18 protein-coding genes and 1 pseudogene are annotated in these 15,987 nt (G+C 71.5%); 8 read left to right on the top strand and 11 right to left on the bottom strand.

Annotation, left to right across the window (positions count from 1 at the left end; all coding sequences use genetic code 11):
• Both KGQ19_RS30655 and KGQ19_RS30650 read left to right on the top strand, forming a co-directional pair.
• Positions 1-308 (top strand): annotated as a pseudogene (locus tag KGQ19_RS30655) (hypothetical protein); the annotation flags it as partial.
• A gap of 77 nt (positions 309-385) precedes the next feature.
• The gene (locus tag KGQ19_RS30650) at positions 386-1,411 is read left to right on the top strand and encodes a hypothetical protein (RefSeq protein WP_212015479.1); all 1,026 of its coding nucleotides are present in this window, start codon (positions 386-388) and stop codon (positions 1,409-1,411) included.
• 111 nt (positions 1,412-1,522) lie between these two features.
• Here the strand turns inward: KGQ19_RS30650 and KGQ19_RS30645 are convergent, their stop codons facing one another.
• The gene (locus KGQ19_RS30645) at positions 1,523-2,860 is read right to left on the bottom strand and encodes an MFS transporter (protein WP_212015477.1); all 1,338 of its coding nucleotides are present in this window, start codon (positions 2,858-2,860) and stop codon (positions 1,523-1,525) included.
• 28 nt (positions 2,861-2,888) lie between these two features.
• On the opposite strand from KGQ19_RS30645, the gene KGQ19_RS30640 reads away from it, so the two are divergent.
• Complete coding sequence (locus tag KGQ19_RS30640) at positions 2,889-3,803, top strand: RNA polymerase subunit sigma-70 (protein WP_230419699.1); 915 nt, start codon at positions 2,889-2,891, stop codon at positions 3,801-3,803.
• 37 nt (positions 3,804-3,840) lie between these two features.
• The gene (locus KGQ19_RS30635; protein ID WP_212015474.1) at positions 3,841-4,230 is read left to right on the top strand and encodes a hypothetical protein; all 390 of its coding nucleotides are present in this window, start codon (positions 3,841-3,843) and stop codon (positions 4,228-4,230) included.
• Here the strand turns inward: KGQ19_RS30635 and KGQ19_RS30630 are convergent.
• Positions 4,223-4,546: a hypothetical protein gene (locus KGQ19_RS30630; RefSeq protein WP_212015472.1), complete on the bottom strand. Its 324-nt coding sequence runs from the start codon at positions 4,544-4,546 to the stop codon at positions 4,223-4,225. The two genes, KGQ19_RS30635 and KGQ19_RS30630, sit on opposite strands and share 8 nt — an antisense overlap.
• A gap of 53 nt (positions 4,547-4,599) precedes the next feature.
• Here KGQ19_RS30630 and KGQ19_RS30625 point away from each other — a divergent pair, with 53 nt between their 5' ends.
• A complete protein-coding gene (locus KGQ19_RS30625) occupies positions 4,600-5,178 on the top strand; it encodes a TetR/AcrR family transcriptional regulator (protein ID WP_212015470.1) in 579 nt (192 codons plus the stop codon).
• A 104-nt stretch (positions 5,179-5,282) separates the two neighbouring features.
• Here KGQ19_RS30625 and KGQ19_RS30620 read toward each other — a convergent pair whose 3' ends face one another.
• Together KGQ19_RS30620 and KGQ19_RS30615 are read right to left on the bottom strand one after the other, a co-directional pair.
• Positions 5,283-6,515, bottom strand: a complete 1,233-nt coding sequence (locus KGQ19_RS30620) for an RNA polymerase sigma factor (protein WP_307856562.1) — start codon at positions 6,513-6,515, stop codon at positions 5,283-5,285.
• Between the two features lie 14 nt (positions 6,516-6,529).
• Positions 6,530-6,865 carry a YciI family protein gene (locus tag KGQ19_RS30615; RefSeq protein WP_212015466.1) on the bottom strand — a complete coding sequence of 112 codons (336 nt, stop codon included), beginning with the start codon at positions 6,863-6,865 and terminating at the stop codon, positions 6,530-6,532.
• A gap of 189 nt (positions 6,866-7,054) precedes the next feature.
• On the opposite strand from KGQ19_RS30615, the gene dprE2 reads away from it, so the two are divergent.
• A complete protein-coding gene (gene dprE2 / locus KGQ19_RS30610; RefSeq protein ID WP_212015464.1) occupies positions 7,055-7,795 on the top strand; it encodes a decaprenylphospho-beta-D-erythro-pentofuranosid-2-ulose 2-reductase in 741 nt (246 codons plus the stop codon).
• A 35-nt stretch (positions 7,796-7,830) separates the two neighbouring features.
• Positions 7,831-8,334: a low molecular weight protein-tyrosine-phosphatase gene (locus KGQ19_RS30605; RefSeq protein ID WP_212015462.1), complete on the top strand. Its 504-nt coding sequence runs from the start codon at positions 7,831-7,833 to the stop codon at positions 8,332-8,334.
• A 4-nt stretch (positions 8,335-8,338) separates the two neighbouring features.
• On the opposite strand, the gene KGQ19_RS30600 is transcribed toward KGQ19_RS30605, so the two are convergent.
• The gene (locus KGQ19_RS30600; RefSeq protein WP_230419698.1) at positions 8,339-8,689 is read right to left on the bottom strand and encodes a VOC family protein; all 351 of its coding nucleotides are present in this window, start codon (positions 8,687-8,689) and stop codon (positions 8,339-8,341) included.
• A gap of 50 nt (positions 8,690-8,739) precedes the next feature.
• Here KGQ19_RS30600 and KGQ19_RS30595 point away from each other — a divergent pair, with 50 nt between their 5' ends.
• Positions 8,740-9,591: a class I SAM-dependent methyltransferase gene (locus KGQ19_RS30595; protein ID WP_212015460.1), complete on the top strand. Its 852-nt coding sequence runs from the start codon at positions 8,740-8,742 to the stop codon at positions 9,589-9,591.
• A 1,631-nt stretch (positions 9,592-11,222) separates the two neighbouring features.
• Here the strand turns inward: KGQ19_RS30595 and KGQ19_RS30590 are convergent.
• From KGQ19_RS30590 to gcvH, 6 genes are all read right to left on the bottom strand, one after another.
• Positions 11,223-11,927, bottom strand: coding sequence for a SanA/YdcF family protein (locus KGQ19_RS30590; protein ID WP_307856561.1), 705 nt, complete (start codon positions 11,925-11,927; stop codon positions 11,223-11,225).
• A 141-nt stretch (positions 11,928-12,068) separates the two neighbouring features.
• Positions 12,069-12,731, bottom strand: coding sequence for a MerR family transcriptional regulator (locus KGQ19_RS30585; protein WP_212015458.1), 663 nt, complete (start codon positions 12,729-12,731; stop codon positions 12,069-12,071).
• Positions 12,732-13,112: 381 nt separating this feature from the next.
• Positions 13,113-13,583 (bottom strand): bifunctional nuclease family protein, encoded by a 471-nt coding sequence (locus KGQ19_RS30580; RefSeq protein WP_194897217.1) that lies wholly within the window; start codon positions 13,581-13,583, stop codon positions 13,113-13,115.
• A 10-nt stretch (positions 13,584-13,593) separates the two neighbouring features.
• Entirely contained in the window at positions 13,594-14,703 is a 1,110-nt protein-coding gene (locus tag KGQ19_RS30575) for a MerR family transcriptional regulator (protein WP_212015450.1), read from the bottom strand.
• A gap of 84 nt (positions 14,704-14,787) precedes the next feature.
• Positions 14,788-15,333 (bottom strand): zinc-ribbon and FHA domain-containing protein, encoded by a 546-nt coding sequence (locus tag KGQ19_RS52145; RefSeq protein ID WP_212015448.1) that lies wholly within the window; start codon positions 15,331-15,333, stop codon positions 14,788-14,790.
• A gap of 259 nt (positions 15,334-15,592) precedes the next feature.
• Positions 15,593-15,973 carry a glycine cleavage system protein GcvH gene (gcvH, locus tag KGQ19_RS30565; protein ID WP_212015446.1) on the bottom strand — a complete coding sequence of 127 codons (381 nt, stop codon included), beginning with the start codon at positions 15,971-15,973 and terminating at the stop codon, positions 15,593-15,595.
• Between the last annotated feature and the right edge of the window lie 14 nt (positions 15,974-15,987).

The raw sequence follows: 15,987 nt of genomic DNA, 5'->3' as shown, positions 1-15,987 counted from the left end.
CGATCGGCAAGCTCAACGTCGACCCCAACGGGGCCAAGGCCGCGGCCGACGCCGCCGCGAACCAGGCCAACGCGGCCGAGGTCGCCGCGGCCAACGACTTCGGCGGCGGCGCCCTGGGCGCCGGCGGCGCGGCCGCCGCGGCGGCGAGCCGCGGCGGGATGATGCCGATGATGCCGATGAGCGGCATGGCCGGAGCCGGCATGGGCGGCGGCGACAACCGGCGCATCCCGGCATGGCTGGTCGAGACCGAGGACGTCTGGGGCGCCAGCGCCCCGGTCTCCCCCGGCGTCATCGGCGGCGACTTCTAAGCCGTCAGTCCCGTACCCGCCCCTGCTCAGGGGGCGGGTACCCGTCCCCTGGTACCCGTCCCTGAAAGGGAGCGATCATGGCGAGCCAGATCGGGAGCAGCACGCTCCCGCCGTTCTCAGTCTCCGCCTCCGGCGTGACGTCGGGGTTGACCCAGCTCCAGTCCATGACCGGCGGCTCCCACTCGACGCTCGGCGAGGTCGAGGGCCTGGTGCTGGACGTGATGAGCTTCGCCGGCATCGGCTCGGCCGTCGGCAGCGCCAACAACAGCCTGCACACGCAGCTGGTCGGCAGCCTGGGCAAGATCGTCAGCTTCGTCGAGACCCTCACCGGCGCGATCAGCACGGTACTGAAGGACTACGAGTCGCTGGACCAGAAGACCGCCGACAGCTACAAGGCCCTGTCGCAGACCGGCGGCCAGACCGGCCAGACCACCGCCGCCTCGGGCACCCAGCACCCCGCCGCGACCCCGACCCCGACGGCCACCCCGGTCGCGCACGCCACGCCGGCGGCCGGCACGAACCCGGGACTCCCCAACGGCTTCGTCACCAACCTGATGCACTCCGAAGGCGCCAGCGGCAACCAGGGCGGCGTCCCCGAGGTCTACGGCTTCCGGCAGAGCATGCACAACGGCTACGACCAGATCATGGCCGCCCGCAACCAGTACGGCCAGGGCAGCCCCCAGGAACAGGCCGTCGTGGCCCAACTGCTGTCCCAGCACGCCGACCAGGCCGGCGCCCAGGACTTCACCGACCCCGGCATCCGCGCCGCCATCGCCTCCAGCGCCCACATGCGCGGCACCGGCGGCACCCGCGCCATCCTGAACTCCATGGCCAGCGGCAACACCCCCGACACCTCGGACACCACGGTGTCGGCGGCCAACATGGCCGCCCTGCAGCAGATGACCCCGGACCAGTTCCAGCAGTCGTTCCACGACGCGCGCATCAACTACGACCAGACCGTCTACGGCAACACCACCACCCACGTCCACGGCCAGGCCATGACCTGGTGGCAGGCCTACGGCCACGGACTCACCACCCGCTACGACCGCGAACAGACCCAGTTCGACGGCTACTCCCAAGCGGCACAAGGCGGCGGGCAGTAAGGGGGCTATTCGCCCACGCCTTCGTGCGGGCGCACGGCGCGGGTATCGCCGATGTCGCCGCGGTTGTGGCCGGTCCGGGGGTTCGGGCCGGTCATAACCGTTTTCCGGTCATCAGAGACCTGCCGCTGCCCCAGCCTCCTGCTCCTGTTCCTGCTCCAGAGGCGCCGCCGCACCCGCGGCAGGCTCCGTCCCCCGCTGCCGCGACAGCACCAGAGCCACCAGCCCCCCAACCGCCGCAAGCCCGGAACCGACCTCCAATGCGGCAACAAACCCATCGGTAAAGCTCTGCGCACTCGCATAGCTCCCAGAGCCGGCAAACACCGCGACGCCCACTGCGGTACCGAACAGAGCACCAAGCTGCCGCAGCATGCTGAAGACGCCCGCCGCCTGCCCGATCTCCTGCGGCCGCACCGCCCCCACCACCGCCTTCTGCACCGGCGGAATCGCGGTCGAGATCCCGGTGCCGCTGATTATCAACACCGGAATCATCGCCGGGTAGCCGGCGCGGTGGTCGGCGAGCAGGGCGACACCTGCCAGCCCGAGTGCTTGCAGCGCCAGCCCCGCGCCGAACGGCCCGTAGTGCAGCACCGTCTGGAAGTACTGCGCCAGAAAGTACAGCTCCCCATACATCGACCCGGTGAGCAGAAAGCTGCTGACGTTGGCCGCCGAGAAGGTGCGCTGCGCGAAGAAGCGCATCGGCACCATCGGCGCCGGAGCGCGCCGCTCCCACAGCACGAAGGCGACCGTCAGCGCCGCCCCGGCCACCAGCGAACCCAGTGTCTCCCCCGACAGCCAGCCGACGTCGTTGCCCCGAACCAGAGCCCAGACCAGGCCCAGGACGCCGCCGGTAGTCAGGACGACGCCGCCCAGGTCCAGGCGTGCCCGAGGACCGTGGGTCTCCGTCATCTGCGTCAGGACTCCGGCGACGACCAGCACCCCGACCGGGACGTTGACCCAGAACAGCCACTGCCAGGCCAGTCCCTGCGCCACCACGCCACCGACGAGCGGGCCGCAGGCTGTGGCCAGGCCGATGATGCCCGCTGACAGACCCATCGCGCGACCGCGCTCGCGGAGCGGGAAGGCGGCGCCGAGTCGGGCGACGGCCAGCGGCATGATGACGGCCGCGCCGGCGCCCTGGACGGCGCGCGCCGCGATCAGCTCGCCGACCGTGCCGGCCAGCCCGCACGCGGCCGAGGCCGCCGTGAACAGCGTCAGCCCGGCCACGAAGACCCGGCGCCGGCCGAAGCGGTCGCCGAGCGCCGCGCCGGTGAGCATCAGCACGGCGAAGGTGAGGATGTAGGCGCTGACGGTCCACTCCAGCGAGGCGGTGGAGGCGTGCAGCGATCTGCGGATGGTGGTCAGGGCCGTGGTGACGATGGTGCCGTCCAGCGCGATCATGAACGCGGCCAGCGAGGTGAGGGTCAGGATCCACCGTTGGGCCGCCGTCATCGGCGGCCTTGCGTCCCCTGGGGGACTGATGCCGTACCTGCGCGCGTGGCGCTCCTACGGGGGCTTCGAGGGCCGCGCCTCGCTGCGCACCTGGCTCTACCGGATCGCCACCAACGCCTGCCTGACCGCACTCGAGCACCGCGCGCGGCGACCGCTGCCGGTCGCGCTCGGGGCACCGGGCACGTACCCCGAGGGCGACCTGAGCGCGATCCCGCCGGAGGTCACGTGGTTGCAGCCGTTCCCGGACGCGCTGCTGACGTCCGGCCTGTCCGGCTCATCCGGCGCGGTCGGCGCGTCAGGTCCGGTCGGCGCGGACCCGGCCTCGGTCGTCGCGGCTCGCTCCGGCCTGCGGCTGGCGCTGGTCGCGGCGTTGCAGTACCTGCCACCCCGGCAGCGTGCGGTGCTGATCCTGCGCGACGTGCTCGGCTGGCGCGCCGCGGAGGCCGCCTCGCTGCTGGACGTGACGGCGACGGCGGTCAACAGCCTGCTCAAGCGGGCCCGGGCCCGGATGGCGGAGGTCGCCCCGGACGCCGAGCAGGTCGCCGAGCCGACGGCGGGCCGGCAGCGCGCGGTCCTGGACCGCTGGGCCCGGGCGTTCGTGGAGGCCGACAGCGACACCCTGATGGAGCTGCTGACCGAGGACGCGATCTGGGAGATGCCGCCGCAGCCGATGTGGTTCCAGGGCGCCGACACGCTGCGCCCGCTGCTGGCGTTCCGGATCGGCAAGCACGGCCGCCACCGCCGCCTGGTCCCGATCACGGCCAACGGCCAGCCCGCGTTCGCCGTCTACTCCAACCACCGCGACGGCCGGCTGTCCGCCGAGTCGCTCCAGGTGCTGACGATGCGCGGCGACCGGATCGCGAAGGTGACGGCGTTCCGGACGCCGTCGCTGGTCGGGGTGGCCGGGCTGCCGATGGAGATCGATGTGGAGGACGAAGCCTGACAGGGAGGACGAGGCCTGATATGGAGGATGAAGCCTGATGTTGCTGGCACTGACCGGATCCAGCGGCGCCGGCAAGTCCACCCTCGCGTTCGCCGTCGCCGACCGGCTGTCCGGCGCCGTGGTGCACGACTTCGACGAGGTCGGCGTCCCGGACCCGCCGATCCCGCCGCACTGGCGCAACGAGATGACCGAGCACTGGATCCGGCGCGCGCTGGAGTACCAGGAGCACGGTCTGGACCTGGTTGGCGCGGCGCGACGGCGGCCGGTGGGACGAGCGCGCTCTCGACTCCTTCTGCGGCTGGGCGGCCTGGCGGCGCGAGCACGCGCGCGACCCCCGCGCCCGGCCCGGCGTCATCGCCGACGACAGCAGGCCGCAGACCGCTCCGGCCGCCTGCCGCTCGCCCCTGGCTGGGCCGATATCAAATAGTCCAAGTGATCCGCGGGTTGACGATCGGCACGAACTTCACACCGAGCGCCTCCATCTCCCCGCGCGCGATGACGACCATCTCCTTCAAGGTCTCCATCTGCTTCGCGTGCTCGACGCTGTCCCAGATGCTGACCTGCACCATGCCGTCCGGCATGAGGCTGGCGTACCAGTGGATGAGCCCGGGCAGCGCCTTGATCGCCGGGATCAGGTACTCCGCCTGCTTCAGGTTCAGCGCCTCGACCTCGGCGAACAGGCTCGGGTCGAAGCTGCCGCGCGAGAGGCGGACGACAGCGGTTTCGGGCAACGACTCGGTCATGGTTTTCCCCACCCTCGACGACGAATTACGTTCTGATAGGCTATCATAATGTAATGAGCACGCGGCAAGCGAAGGCCGGTCGGCCTCGGAACCCGGCCCTGGACCAGGCGATCCTCACCGCCGCCGCCGACCAGCTCGGTGAACTCGGCTACCCGCGCATGTCGCTGGAGTCGGTGGCGTCGGCCGCCGGGACCACCGTGCCGAGCCTGCGGCGCCGGTTCCGGAACAAGGCGGAGCTGGTCGCCGCGGTGATCGGTTCGCTGCGGGTCGAGGAGCCGCCGCAGGAGCCGCCGGCCGAAGCGCCGACGCCCCGCGACCACGCGCTGGCGATCCTGGAGAACTTCCACAGCAATCTGCGAGCCGTCCCGGCGCTGGCCATCCTCGGCTCGCTGCTCGCCGAGGAGTCGCGGCACCCCGAACTGCTCGAAGTCTTCAAGACCCGCATCGTCGAGCCGCGCCGGGACCTGCTCCGGCAGGCGCTGGCGGCCGGCGGCCTCCCGGGCTCCGCCGACCTCGACGTGCTCACCAGCATGCTGATCGGGTCCTTCTACGGCCAGTACGTCACCTCGGCCGGGATACCGGACGACTGGCCGAGCCGGGTGCTGAGCGCGGTGTGGCCGGCCGAGGATTAGGGCGTGCCTGCCGGCCGTGGAGTGATCAGCTCCAGGCAGAGCCGGCAGCACGCCGGCGCATCACACGAACGCACCACGCCGGCGCAGCACGCCAGCGCAGCACATCACGCCAACTGGTCCCGGCGCCGCGTCAGGTACGCGACCTCAGCGGTGTTCCCCGCCAGCTCGATCGCCCGGTCGTAAGCCGCCCGCGACTCCCCGCTGCGTCCCAGCCGCCGCAGCAGGTCGGCGCGCGCCGCGTGGTGGGCGTGGTAGCCGTCCAGCCGGTCGGCAAGGCCGTCGACGGCGGCCAGCGCCACCTCCGGGCCGTCGAGTTCGGCCACCGCGATGGCCCGGTTGAGCGCGACGACCGGCGAGCTGTCGAGCCGGACCAGCTGGTCGTAGAGCGCGACGATCTGGGTCCAGTCGGTGTCGCGGTAGTCGCGTGCGGAGGTGTGGACCGCGTTGATGGCCGCCAGGACCTGGTAGCGGCCCGGGGCCTGACCGGTGGCCAGCCGTTCCCGGACCAGCCGGTGTCCCTCGGCGATCAGATCGGGGTCCCAGGCGCCCCGGTCCTGCTCGTCGAGCGCGACGAGTTCGCCGGCCGCGACCCGGGCGGTGCGGCGGGCCTCGATGAGGAGCATCAGGGCCAGCAGCCCCGCGGCTTCGCCGTCCCGCGGCAACAGGGTACGGATCAAGCGCGCCAGCCGGATCGCCTCGGCGGTCAGGTCCTGGCGGACCGGGTCGCTGTCCGGGCCGGTGGCGAGGTAGCCCTCGTTGAAGACCAGGAACAGCACGGCCAGCACACCGGAGACGCGCGCCGGCAGGTCCTGCGCGTCCGGCACGCGGAAGGGGATCCGCGCCGCTTTGATCTTGGCCTTCGCGCGGGTGATGCGCTGGCCCATGGCGGTTTCCTGGACGAAGAAGGCCCGGGCGATCTCGGGCACCGTGAGGCCGCCGACCATGCGCAGCGTCAGCGCCACCCGGGTCTCCGGTGCCAGCGCCGGGTGACAGCAGATGAAGAAGAGCCGGAGCCGGTCGTCCTCGATGGCACCGACCGGTTCGGGGGCTTCGTCGTCGGACAACAACCGGGCCTCCTGGTGCTTGTCGTCGCGCTTGTTCTCGCGCCGGACGCGGTCGATGGCCTTGCGGTGCGCGGTGGTGGTGAGCCAGCCGCCGGGGTTGGGCGGCACGCCCTCGGCGGGCCAGTGCTCGACGGCCGCGGCGAACGCCTCGGCGGCCGCCTCCTCGGCGATGTCGAGGTCGCCGAAGCGCTTGGTCAGGGTGGCGACCACCCGGGCCCACTCTTCGTGATGGGCCCGGGTGACCGCCTCGCGGGCGCCGGTCGGTCCGGTCACGCCGGTCACCCCGGTCACTCCGGCTGGAGGAAGGGCCGGACCTCGACCTTGCGGTTGCAGGCCTGCGAGGCCTCGGCGGCGAGCCTGAGCGCCACGTCGAGGTCGGCGGCCTCGATGACCCAGAACCCGGCCAGGTACTCCTTCGACTCCACGTAGGGGCCGTCGCTGAAGATCGGCTCCCCGGCCCCGCGGTTGTCGATCACCGTGGCGCTGACCGTCTCGCCGAGCCCGCCGCCGAACACCCAGTACCCCTCGGCGATCAGCCGGTCGTTGAACCCGTCGACCGCCGCCTGCTCCTCCTCGGTGGCCTGCGCGGGACCCTCGGCGATCACGGAGAACAGATACTGCATCTCAGACCAACTCCTGTGTCTCCCGGCGCCCCCGGTGGGCGGCGGTTCACTCCTACCACGAACGCGGTCACACAGATCCGACAACAGATCCGACACGGATCCGGCACCGGTCCGGCACCGGTCCGACAACCGGCCGGCGGAATTCTCCGCGCGAGCCTGGCAGACTGGGCGCTCGTGAAACCGGGTGCGATGACGGAAGGCGCCGTGCTGCTGCTCGGCGGGCGCAGCGAGATCGGGCTGAAGGTGGCCGAGCGGCTGGCCCGGGGCCGGACCGTGGTGCTGGCCGCGCGGCGCAGCGGCGAGTTGGCGGCCGAGACGGCGCTGATGAACGCCGCCGGGGCGACCGGGGTGCGGTGCGTCGAGTTCGACGCCGACGAGGTGGCCGCGCATCCGGAGCTGATGGCGAAGGTCTTCGCCGACGCCGGCCCGGTCGCGGTCGTGGTCGTCGCGTTCGGCATCCTGGGCGACCAGGAACTCGCCGAGCGGGACCCGGCGCACGCCGTGCAGGTCGTCCACACCGACTACGTGGCCCAGATCAGCGTGCTGACCGTGCTGGCCTCCCTGCTCAAGACCCAGGGCCACGGCGACTTGGTGGTCTTCTCCTCGGTAGCGGGCCTGCGCGTGCGCCGCGCCAACTACGTCTACGGCTCGGCCAAGGCCGGCCTCGACGGCTTCGCCAGCGGCCTCGGCGACGCGCTGCACGGCACCGGCGTGCACCTGCTGCTGGTCCGCTCCGGCTTCGTCATCGGCCGGATGACCGAGGGCATGAGCCCCGCGCCGCTGTCCAGCACCCCGGACCAGGTCGCCGACGCGGTGGTCAAGGCGCTGCGCAAGCGCCGGATCCGGGTCTGGGTCCCCGGCGCGCTGCGGCCGGCGTACTTCGTGGCCCGGCTGGTGCCGCAGGCGGTGTGGCGCCGGATGCCGCGCTAGGGTCTGCCGCGCTCGGGTCTGAGACAATCGATCACATGTCCGACCCCGCCGCCCGCGGCCCGTACCGCGTGACCTTCGTCTGCACCGGCAACATCTGCCGCTCCCCCATGGCCGAGCACATGCTGCGCAAGTACATCGAGGACGAGGATCTGGACGCGGTCGTCGACAGCTCCGGGACCGGGGGCTGGCACGCCGGGGACCCGGCCGACCGGCGGACGGTCCGCACGCTGCGGCGCCACGGCTTCACCTCCGACCACTCCGCGCGCAAGTTCCAGCGCGGCTGGTTCGACGACTACGACCTGGTGATCGCGCTGGACGCCGGGCACCTGCGGGAGCTGCGGGCGCTGGCGCGCGACGACCGCGATCGGGAGAAGGTCAGGCTGCTGCGGTCCTTCGATCCGACCGCCGGGCCGGATCTGGACGTGCCGGATCCCTACTACGATGACGACGAGGCCTTCGAGCACGTCATGGACCTGATCGAGCGCGCGGTGCCGGGGATCCTGGATGAGATCCGGAGCGGGCTGAAGGACCCTCGCTGAGGCCTCACAACCCCCGCGCGACCGGATGCCGCGGCTCGTACAACCCCAGCTGCGTACCGCTCGGCAACGCCACCCAAGCCCGCACACCCCAGCGCGCCTCGACCCGCTCCCCCACCGGCTGCACGCCCTTGGCGGCCAGCTCGGCCAGCGTCGCGTCCAGGTCGTCGCACATCAGATACAGCTCGCTGGTCGGCGCCCCCTCGGCCGGGTGCACCCCGAGCTCGGCCGGCGGCAGCTGGAAGATCAGCCAGCCGCCGCCCGCGTCCACGTGGGGGAACCCGAGCACGTCCCGCAGGAACTCCCGGTCGGCCTCGGCGTCGGTGGTGTACAGGATCGCGTGCGTGCCAGTAATCATGCCTAGACCGTAGCCCTACCTGCGCCCCGTGGCATCCGTAAGCTGCCGATATGACGATTGCCGCATCGCAAGAAGCGTTCCTGCACGCCTTCCACGCCGAACATCCGGCGGTGACCTCGGAATGGCTCGGCCACGGCCGGGCCCCGGACGGCCGCTCCAGCTACGAACTCCTGCGCGATCGGGTAGCCGGCCGCGAACGGGTCCTGGATCTCGGATGCGGCGACGGCCTGCTGCTCGACCTTTTGGCCGGCAGCGACAGCTCGGAACCAAGCGCCGGCCGGGAACGCCCGAGGCAGCTCACCGGAGTGGACCTGTCCCCGCAGACCCTGGCGCTGGCGCGGAAGCGGCCAGCACTGGCCGATACCCGGCTGGAAGAGGCGCGCGCCCAGGAACTCCCCTTCCCCGACAGCAGCTTCGACGCCTGCGTCTCCCACATGGCGCTGATGCTGATGGCTGACATCGAGCAGGTCGCGGTGGAAGTGGCCAGGGTCCTGGCGCCGGGCGGGGTGCTGGCGTGCGTGGTCGGCAACGGCGTCCTGCTCGACGAGGCTTACGACCGGTTCCGCGCGCTGGCGAAAGAGGAGATCGCAGACACCCCGGCGGCCAAGCGCATGCCGGCGTTGGGCGACCGCAGGACCCGCACTCGCGAAGGGTTCGACGCGATCCTCAGCCCGGCCGGCTTCGCCCCGGTGGAGTGGGAGAGCGTCGCGATCGATCTGGGCGGCCCGGTCGACCGGGTGTGGGCCGGCGTCGCGAGTCTCTACGATTTCGAGCCGCTTGATCAGGCCGCCATGGAGCGCCTTCGCGGTGCCTTCCTCGACGCGCGGCGCGACTCGATCACGCCCGAGGGAACCGTTCCCTTCACGGTGCAGCTCCGCCTCGCCAGCGCAGAGCTGCGCTAGTGCCGCATCAGGCAACGTTTGCCCTGGTGATGACTTGGCCTGGGCGGAGGTTGTCGGCGTGGTGGTTTCGCTAGATTGCTGGCCGGGTTGCGGTTGGGCTGTGGGTTTCAAAGCTTTTTACGGCCTTCGGTCATAGTTGTGCCGGTTCGGGGTTCGGGGTGGTGGGTGTGTTTGTCGGCTGCCGGTTTTCGCGTTCACAATCCCGCCCCACCTCAGGCCTCTTCAACTCCGGCAAGTCAGAGCAAGGGCAAGAGCCAGATCAAAGACCAGATCAACGGCAAGATCAACAGCAAGATCAAGGGCTGTGATGAAGGGCCGGGCCTCCGGCGGGCCTCGGCAACCTCAGGGAAACTAGCGCGGTTCCCTGGGGTGGCCGATCTAGTCTCAGCGGCTGCGGTTTGTGGGGTGGTGCGGTCCGTTCCCCTCGGTCGCGTCGTCAGCCCGGGGGGTACAGCACCGGTGTCCGGGGGTAAAGTCCGCGCGCTGCGGACATGCAGGTGGGCGGCGGTTTCGTATGGCGCGAACTTGACCCCCGGCCACCGGCACTGTAGGCGAAGCCCTGCCGACGCGACCGAGGGGAACGAACCGAAAACCAGCCGGAGAAATACAAAACGGGTGGTGCGGGTACCGGCGGCTCGGCGAGTTCGGCCGCCGGTCAGGGTGCTGGCATCGCGACAGTCGCAGGGTGCGCATTCTGGGCTGGCGGGTGCGGCTGCAGGTGTGGGCTCGCCTGGCCGCCGCCGGATGGGTAGATAGACCCGGGCGCCGCCGCCAAGATGAAGTCTGCTGGATAGCCGATTGGCCTGGCCGCCAGGCTGCTGCTGGCGGATGGCGAGGCGAGACCTGCCAGAGGATGTCGGTAGTCGGTAGTCGGCGGGCTGGCTGCTGCGATGAGCGCCGCCGGTCCGTTACCGCATACCGCACCCGGGCATATTTCTCGACCAACTGACCACCGGCCCGCCGCCACACCCTCACCGGCAGCCGCATCGCCGACCCGCGTTGTCGGTCCCTTCGGTTGCCATTCTTCCGGCTGGTTTTCGGTTCGTTCCCCTCGGTCGCGTCGGCAGGGCTTCGCCTACAGTGCCGGTGGCCGGGGGTCAAGTTCGCGCTATCAAAAGCCGCAGCTCACACGCATGACCGCAAGCGCGCGGACTTTACCCCCGGACACCGGTGCTGTACCCCCCGGGCTGACGACGCGACCGAGGGGAACGGACCGCACCACCCCACAAACCGCCGCCGCTGAGACTAGATCGGCCACCCGAGGGAACCGCGCTAGTTTCCCTGAGGTTGCCGAGGCCCGCCGGAGGCCCGGCCCTTCACCATCGCCTTTGACTTTGATCTTGCTCTGGCCCGTGCCCTTGCTCTGACTTGCTGGAGTTGAAGAGGCCTGAGGTGGGGCGGGGTTGTGAACGCGGGAACCGGCAGCCAAGTTACAGACCTGCCGCCCCGAACCCCGAACCGGCACAACTATGACCGAAGGCGTAAAAGCCTTGAAACCACACCCCAACCGCAACCCGGTTCGCAAACTTCATCCTCCTGCAAACTCCACCCCCGCAGCACCAGCCGGGAACCGATCCCGTTCGGCGACCGGCACGTCGCGAACTACCGGGCAAGGGTTGCCTGATGCGGTACTAGCGCTTAGCCGCCGCCAAAGCCGTCGTCACGCTGGTCTCCTTCTTGCCCAGCACCGGGTTCGGCTGGAGCACGGCCTGGCCCCATGCCTTGATCCCGGCCAGCACCTCGCGCGCCGAGTCGTGCATCAGCTCGTTCTGGCCGTCCACCGACTCGCCGGTGTCGGCTACGCCGTAGGCGTCGATTCCGGCGGCGTGGCACAGCAGCAGGGCGCGCGGCATGTGGAAGTCCTGAGTCACCAGCGTGGCGTGGCCGACGCCGAAGATCTTCTTGGCCCGGGCGCAGGAGGCCCAGGTGTCGAAGCCCGCGAAGTCCCGGACGATGCGCGCTGTCGGCACGCCGTGGTTCACCAGGTAGTCGCGCATCACGGTGGGCTCGTCGTAGTCGGGATGGGAGTTGTCGCCGGTCACCAGGATCACGCTCACCTTGCCCCGGTGGTACAGGTCCAGCGCGACGTCCAGGCGGCGGGCCAGGTACGCCGTCGGCTGGCCGTTGGGGGCGCCCGCGCCGAAGACGATCGCGACCGGCTCGTAGGGCACGGCGGCCGCGCTGCGCTCGTAGGAGGACTCGGTGGCGTGGACTGCCGACACCGGTGCGAACAGCAGAACCACCGCCAGCGCGGCGGCCTGGTACAGGCGGCGCTGGCTCTTGCGGGTCCGGGGAACGCGCCGGGACAGCCACCCGGGCGCCTGAAATCGGGTCACGCCGGGTAGACGCGAGTCCGCGGGACTCGGTTGCGCACGCTCGGCGCCGTCGGCATAGGGGAAATCCCGACCGTCACGGAGTCAGCCGTCACGGAGTCAGCCGTCACCGAGTCAGACCTCACGGCGTCAGCCCTCACCGAGTCAGACCGCCTTTATCCGCCGCCGGCGGGCCAGCTCGTCCACGATCTCCGGGGACGTGGCCTCGGCACCGGAACCGTGGCCGGGGCCGCTCGCCGTCGCGGACCCCGCCGCGGCTGCCGGTGTCGCTCCCGCGGTGCCGGGGAGGTCGCCTTCGCCGGCTCCGGGGAACTGCCTCAGTGTGCCCTCGACCTCGCGGCACACCGCGTCCACGGCGATCCCGAACACCCCTTGGCCGCCCTGGACCAGATCGAACACCTCGGTCGGGGACGTGCACTCGTAGACGCTGGCGCCGTCACTCATCAGGGTGACGCCGGCCAGGTCCGCCTCGCCGCGGGCCCGCAGGTAGCCGACCGCGATCCGGATGTTCTGCAGCGAGACACCGGTGTCCAGCAGCCGCTTGACGATCTTCAGCGCGATGATGTCGCGGAAGCCGTACAGCCGCTGCGACCCGGAGCCCGAGGCGGACCGGATCGACGGCTCGACCAGGCCGGTGCGGGCCCAGTAGTCCAGCTGGCGGTAGGTGATGCCGGCGGCGGCGCAGGCCGTCGGCCCGCGGTAGCCGGCCGGCTGGGCCGGCTGTCCCGGCGCGGGGGCGGCCGGCAGGTCGCCCGGTCCGACCGCGCGCGGGAACCCGCTCCCGCCCGCAGCACTCGTCCCGGTCATGTGCTTGGCCTTCCGCTTGAAGAGCCCCAGTGAGGAAGCCCACGCCGATCCGTCTTGTCGGGAAAGATCCTTCGCCCGGTACCTTGACGTCGATCAGTCTCCGCAAACCCCTTCCGGGGTCCTCGATCGGCGCTCAGGTCCGTTTCCAGCCGGCGTACGCCGTCCGGGCCACGGTCTCGGCCACCCCTCCAATTGTGTTCGCCTCTAGCTGCCTTCGACCGTATGCGTGGCACCGGGTGCCGGTCAACGACATCGGCCGGGAGGCATCGGGCGTGTCTTCGCGAATCGGACTATCCGACCTTCGCGGTACGCACGTCTGAGCGCCCCGACACCCCGCGTCGGTGGGCGCCGCCCGTGGGCCCGTGGACCCACCGGCCACGCTTAAGCGCCGAAGTCCTCCGGCGAGACCTGGTCCAGGAACTCGCGGAAGCGCTCGACTTCCACCTCGTCCTCCTGCTCGTCCGGGATCAGGATGCTGCTCTCGGCGAGCACTTCCTCGGCCCCGTAGATGGTCGCCCCGGTGCGCAGCGCCAGCGCGATGGCGTCCGAGGGGCGCGCGCTGACCTGCAGGCCGCCGTCGAAGACCAGCTCGGCGTAGAACACCATGTCGCGCATCGCGGTGATCCGGACCTCCAGCAGTTGCCTGCCGAAGGCCGCGAGCACGTCCCGGAACAGGTCGTGGGTCAGCGGGCGCGGGGGCGTGACGCCCTGCTGGGCCAGCGCGATGGCCGAGGCCTCGTTGGCCCCGATCCAGATCGGCAGATACCGCTCGCCGGTGACCTCGCGCAGCAGGACGATCGTCTGGTTGGACGGCATCTCGACGCGGACGCCGACGACGTCGAGTTCGTTCACGTTCTCCACCCTATCGCGCCGCGGGCCCGCCGGGCATGCCGGGGTTCCGGGAAGATGCCCGGGATGCCGGTGCGGAAGGGGCCGGTGAGGTGTCGGCGGCGGCCGACGGGGCATGATCCGGCGATGCCGCCGGGGGTGCGGCCGGCGGGGCCTGCCGGGTCTGAGCGGCCGGATACGGATGGGTGGCCTGGGTCCCTGCCGAGGCGCCCGGAGCCGGCTGAGCGGCCGGAGCCGCCGGGGCGGTGTCGGCGGCCAGTTCGGCCCGCAGCAGCGCCCCGTAGAGCTTCACGACGGCCGCTGAGGCCTCCGCCGTGCGCGTCGCCGCCCGGGTGGCCGCCGCCTGCCGTGCGGTGCCGGTGACGCCGTCGTGGCGGCGGGCCGGGAGCAGGGTGCCGAGCAGCCCGGCGGTGTTGCGCGCGCCGGTCATCAGCGAACGCAGATGCCGCGGTTCGAGCCCGTATTCGGCCAGCGCCGAGGCCGAGCGCGCGATGAACACGGCGTCGCCGCCGTAGTCCCGGGCGTTCGGCAGCAGGCCGTAGGCGACCAGATCGGCGAGGAAGGACTCGGACACGCCCGCGGTCCGGGCCAGCGCCTCGGGCCCCAGGTGCAGCTCGCCGACGTCGGCCCGGGCCGTCAGGTAGAACTCGGGATCGGCGACGGTGGCGGCCCGGCCGCGCGGATGGGGAAGCGGCGGCAGCGGAGGGGTCAGGGTGGCCGCCGGTGGCAGGGCCGGATGATCCGGGTCGGCCGTTGCCGGCAGGCCGGCGCCGGGCTCGGCCTCGACATCGGGATCCGGCGCGGCGCCGTCCTCGGCCCCGGCCGTCAGCGCGGCCACTATGGCGTCGGCGTCCCCGAGGCTCACCCGCGGCCCGTCGGCGGCCAGGTGCTGCCGGATCACCTTCAGCGGCAGGTACTGGTCGCGCTGGGCGGCCAGCACCCAGCGCAGCTTCTCGACGTCCTCCTCGGTGAAGCGCCGGTAGCCCGCCGGGGTCCGCCCGGGGCTGATCAGCCCGCCGCTCTCCAGGTACCGGATCTTGGACACGGTCAGGTCCGGGAAGTCCGCGGCCAGCCGGCCGATGACTTCGCCGATGGTGAGCGCCTCGCCGGACACGCCGGACACCTGCCTTTCCTGCCGGCCCCCCAGCTTGACCGCCTGCCGGTCCGGCCGCGGCGTGCGCGGCCGCCCGGCTCGTCGCCGGTCGGCTCAGCCCGCGTGGAACACCAGGCGGTACTTGCCGACCTGCACCTCGTCGCCGTCGCGCAGCAGCGCCTCCTGGATCAGGTTGCGATCCACGTAGGTGCCGTTGAGGCTCCCGACGTCGCGCACCAGGAAGCCCTGCGCGGTGCGGGCGAACTCGGCGTGCCGGCGGGAGACGGTGACGTCGTCCAGGAAGATGTCGCTGTCCGGGCTGCGCCCGACCGTGGTGACGTCGGCGTCCAGCAGGAACCGGCTGCCGGCGTTCGGGCCGCGGCGCACCACCAGCAGGGCCGAGCCGGCCGGCAGCGCGGCCAGCGCCTCGCGGTCGGCCGGGCCCAGGCCCACCTGCTCGGTCTCCTCCCCGACCACGCCCGTCGCCGCCTCGGCGGCCGCCTCCACGCTGACCAGCGACATCGTCGAGGTCCGCTCTGCCGCCCCCTCGGGCACCAAGGGGTCACCCGGCAGCGGGGACTCGGCCAAGGCGGTGCCGCAGTGCGAGCAGAAGCGGCTCCCCGCTTGGTTGGCGTTCCCGCACCTGGTGCAGAACGGCATGTCGTGGGCCTCCCGGAGTATTCCTGTGGCGGTTGTGGCTGCCGCCTGCGTTGGTCGCAACTTATGGGGCGCCTCTTGTCGAGGTCAACCGGAACGCGCCGAGAAGGCACGAGTTTCGCCCGTACCTCAGCGTGCGCATCCCTCCAGATTACTGCGTCTCAGTGCTCGAATGCCGCCCGTACGACGGCGGGAACACATCAGGTCCGGGATCGGTGGGCACCGGTCCCGGACCTGGGTCCGGCCGGCCGGACCAGAGGGCTCAGCCCTCCAGGGATGCCTCGTAGCCCTTGGCATCCAGCAGCGCCTCCACCTCGGAGGCGTCGTCGGGCTCGACGTCGAAGATCCAGCCCTCGCCGTAGGGGTCGGAGTTCACCAGCTCCGGCGAGGTGTCCAGATCGCCGTTCACGGCATTGACGGTGCCGGTGAGCGGGGCGTACAGGTCGCTGACACTCTTGGTCGACTCCAGCTCGCCGCAGGGCTCGCCGGCGGTGATCTTCGCCCCGACCTCCGGCAGCTGCACGAAGACGATGTCGCCCAACTGCTCCTGGGCGTAGTCGGTGATCCCGACGCGGACGCTGTCGGAGTCGCCGGTGCGGACCCACTCGTGCTCGGCGGTGTACTTCAGCTCTTCGGGGGTCATCGGCTTCTTTGCCG

It is taken from the genome of Catenulispora pinistramenti (assembly GCF_018274385.1).
Classification (GTDB): Bacteria; Actinomycetota; Actinomycetes; order Streptomycetales; family Catenulisporaceae; genus Catenulispora; species Catenulispora pinistramenti.
The sequence above is the reverse complement of the archived record's forward strand: the minus strand, read 5'-3'. Positions and strand labels throughout refer to the sequence as shown.

What these genes read in the sequence shown, in the direction of transcription:
- KGQ19_RS30630 (WP_212015472.1), bottom strand. Translation starts at nt 4,546, where the DNA reads ATGACCGAGTCGTTGCCCGAAACCGCTGTCGTCCGCCTCTCGCGCGGC.
- KGQ19_RS30600 (WP_230419698.1), bottom strand. Translation starts at nt 8,689, where the DNA reads ATGATTACTGGCACGCACGCGATCCTGTACACCACCGACGCCGAGGCC.
- gcvH (WP_212015446.1), bottom strand. Translation starts at nt 15,973, where the DNA reads ATGACCCCCGAAGAGCTGAAGTACACCGCCGAGCACGAGTGGGTCCGC.
- KGQ19_RS30650 (WP_212015479.1), top strand. Translation starts at nt 386, where the DNA reads ATGGCGAGCCAGATCGGGAGCAGCACGCTCCCGCCGTTCTCAGTCTCC.
- KGQ19_RS30615 (WP_212015466.1), bottom strand. Translation starts at nt 6,865, where the DNA reads ATGCAGTATCTGTTCTCCGTGATCGCCGAGGGTCCCGCGCAGGCCACC.
- KGQ19_RS30595 (WP_212015460.1), top strand. Translation starts at nt 8,740, where the DNA reads ATGACGATTGCCGCATCGCAAGAAGCGTTCCTGCACGCCTTCCACGCC.
- KGQ19_RS30585 (WP_212015458.1), bottom strand. Translation starts at nt 12,731, where the DNA reads ATGACCGGGACGAGTGCTGCGGGCGGGAGCGGGTTCCCGCGCGCGGTC.
- KGQ19_RS30645 (WP_212015477.1), bottom strand. Translation starts at nt 2,860, where the DNA reads ATGACGGCGGCCCAACGGTGGATCCTGACCCTCACCTCGCTGGCCGCG.
- KGQ19_RS52145 (WP_212015448.1), bottom strand. Translation starts at nt 15,333, where the DNA reads ATGCCGTTCTGCACCAGGTGCGGGAACGCCAACCAAGCGGGGAGCCGC.
- KGQ19_RS30640 (WP_230419699.1), top strand. Translation starts at nt 2,889, where the DNA reads ATGCCGTACCTGCGCGCGTGGCGCTCCTACGGGGGCTTCGAGGGCCGC.
- KGQ19_RS30635 (WP_212015474.1), top strand. Translation starts at nt 3,841, where the DNA reads ATGTTGCTGGCACTGACCGGATCCAGCGGCGCCGGCAAGTCCACCCTC.
- dprE2 (WP_212015464.1), top strand. Translation starts at nt 7,055, where the DNA reads ATGACGGAAGGCGCCGTGCTGCTGCTCGGCGGGCGCAGCGAGATCGGG.
- KGQ19_RS30625 (WP_212015470.1), top strand. Translation starts at nt 4,600, where the DNA reads ATGAGCACGCGGCAAGCGAAGGCCGGTCGGCCTCGGAACCCGGCCCTG.
- KGQ19_RS30605 (WP_212015462.1), top strand. Translation starts at nt 7,831, where the DNA reads ATGTCCGACCCCGCCGCCCGCGGCCCGTACCGCGTGACCTTCGTCTGC.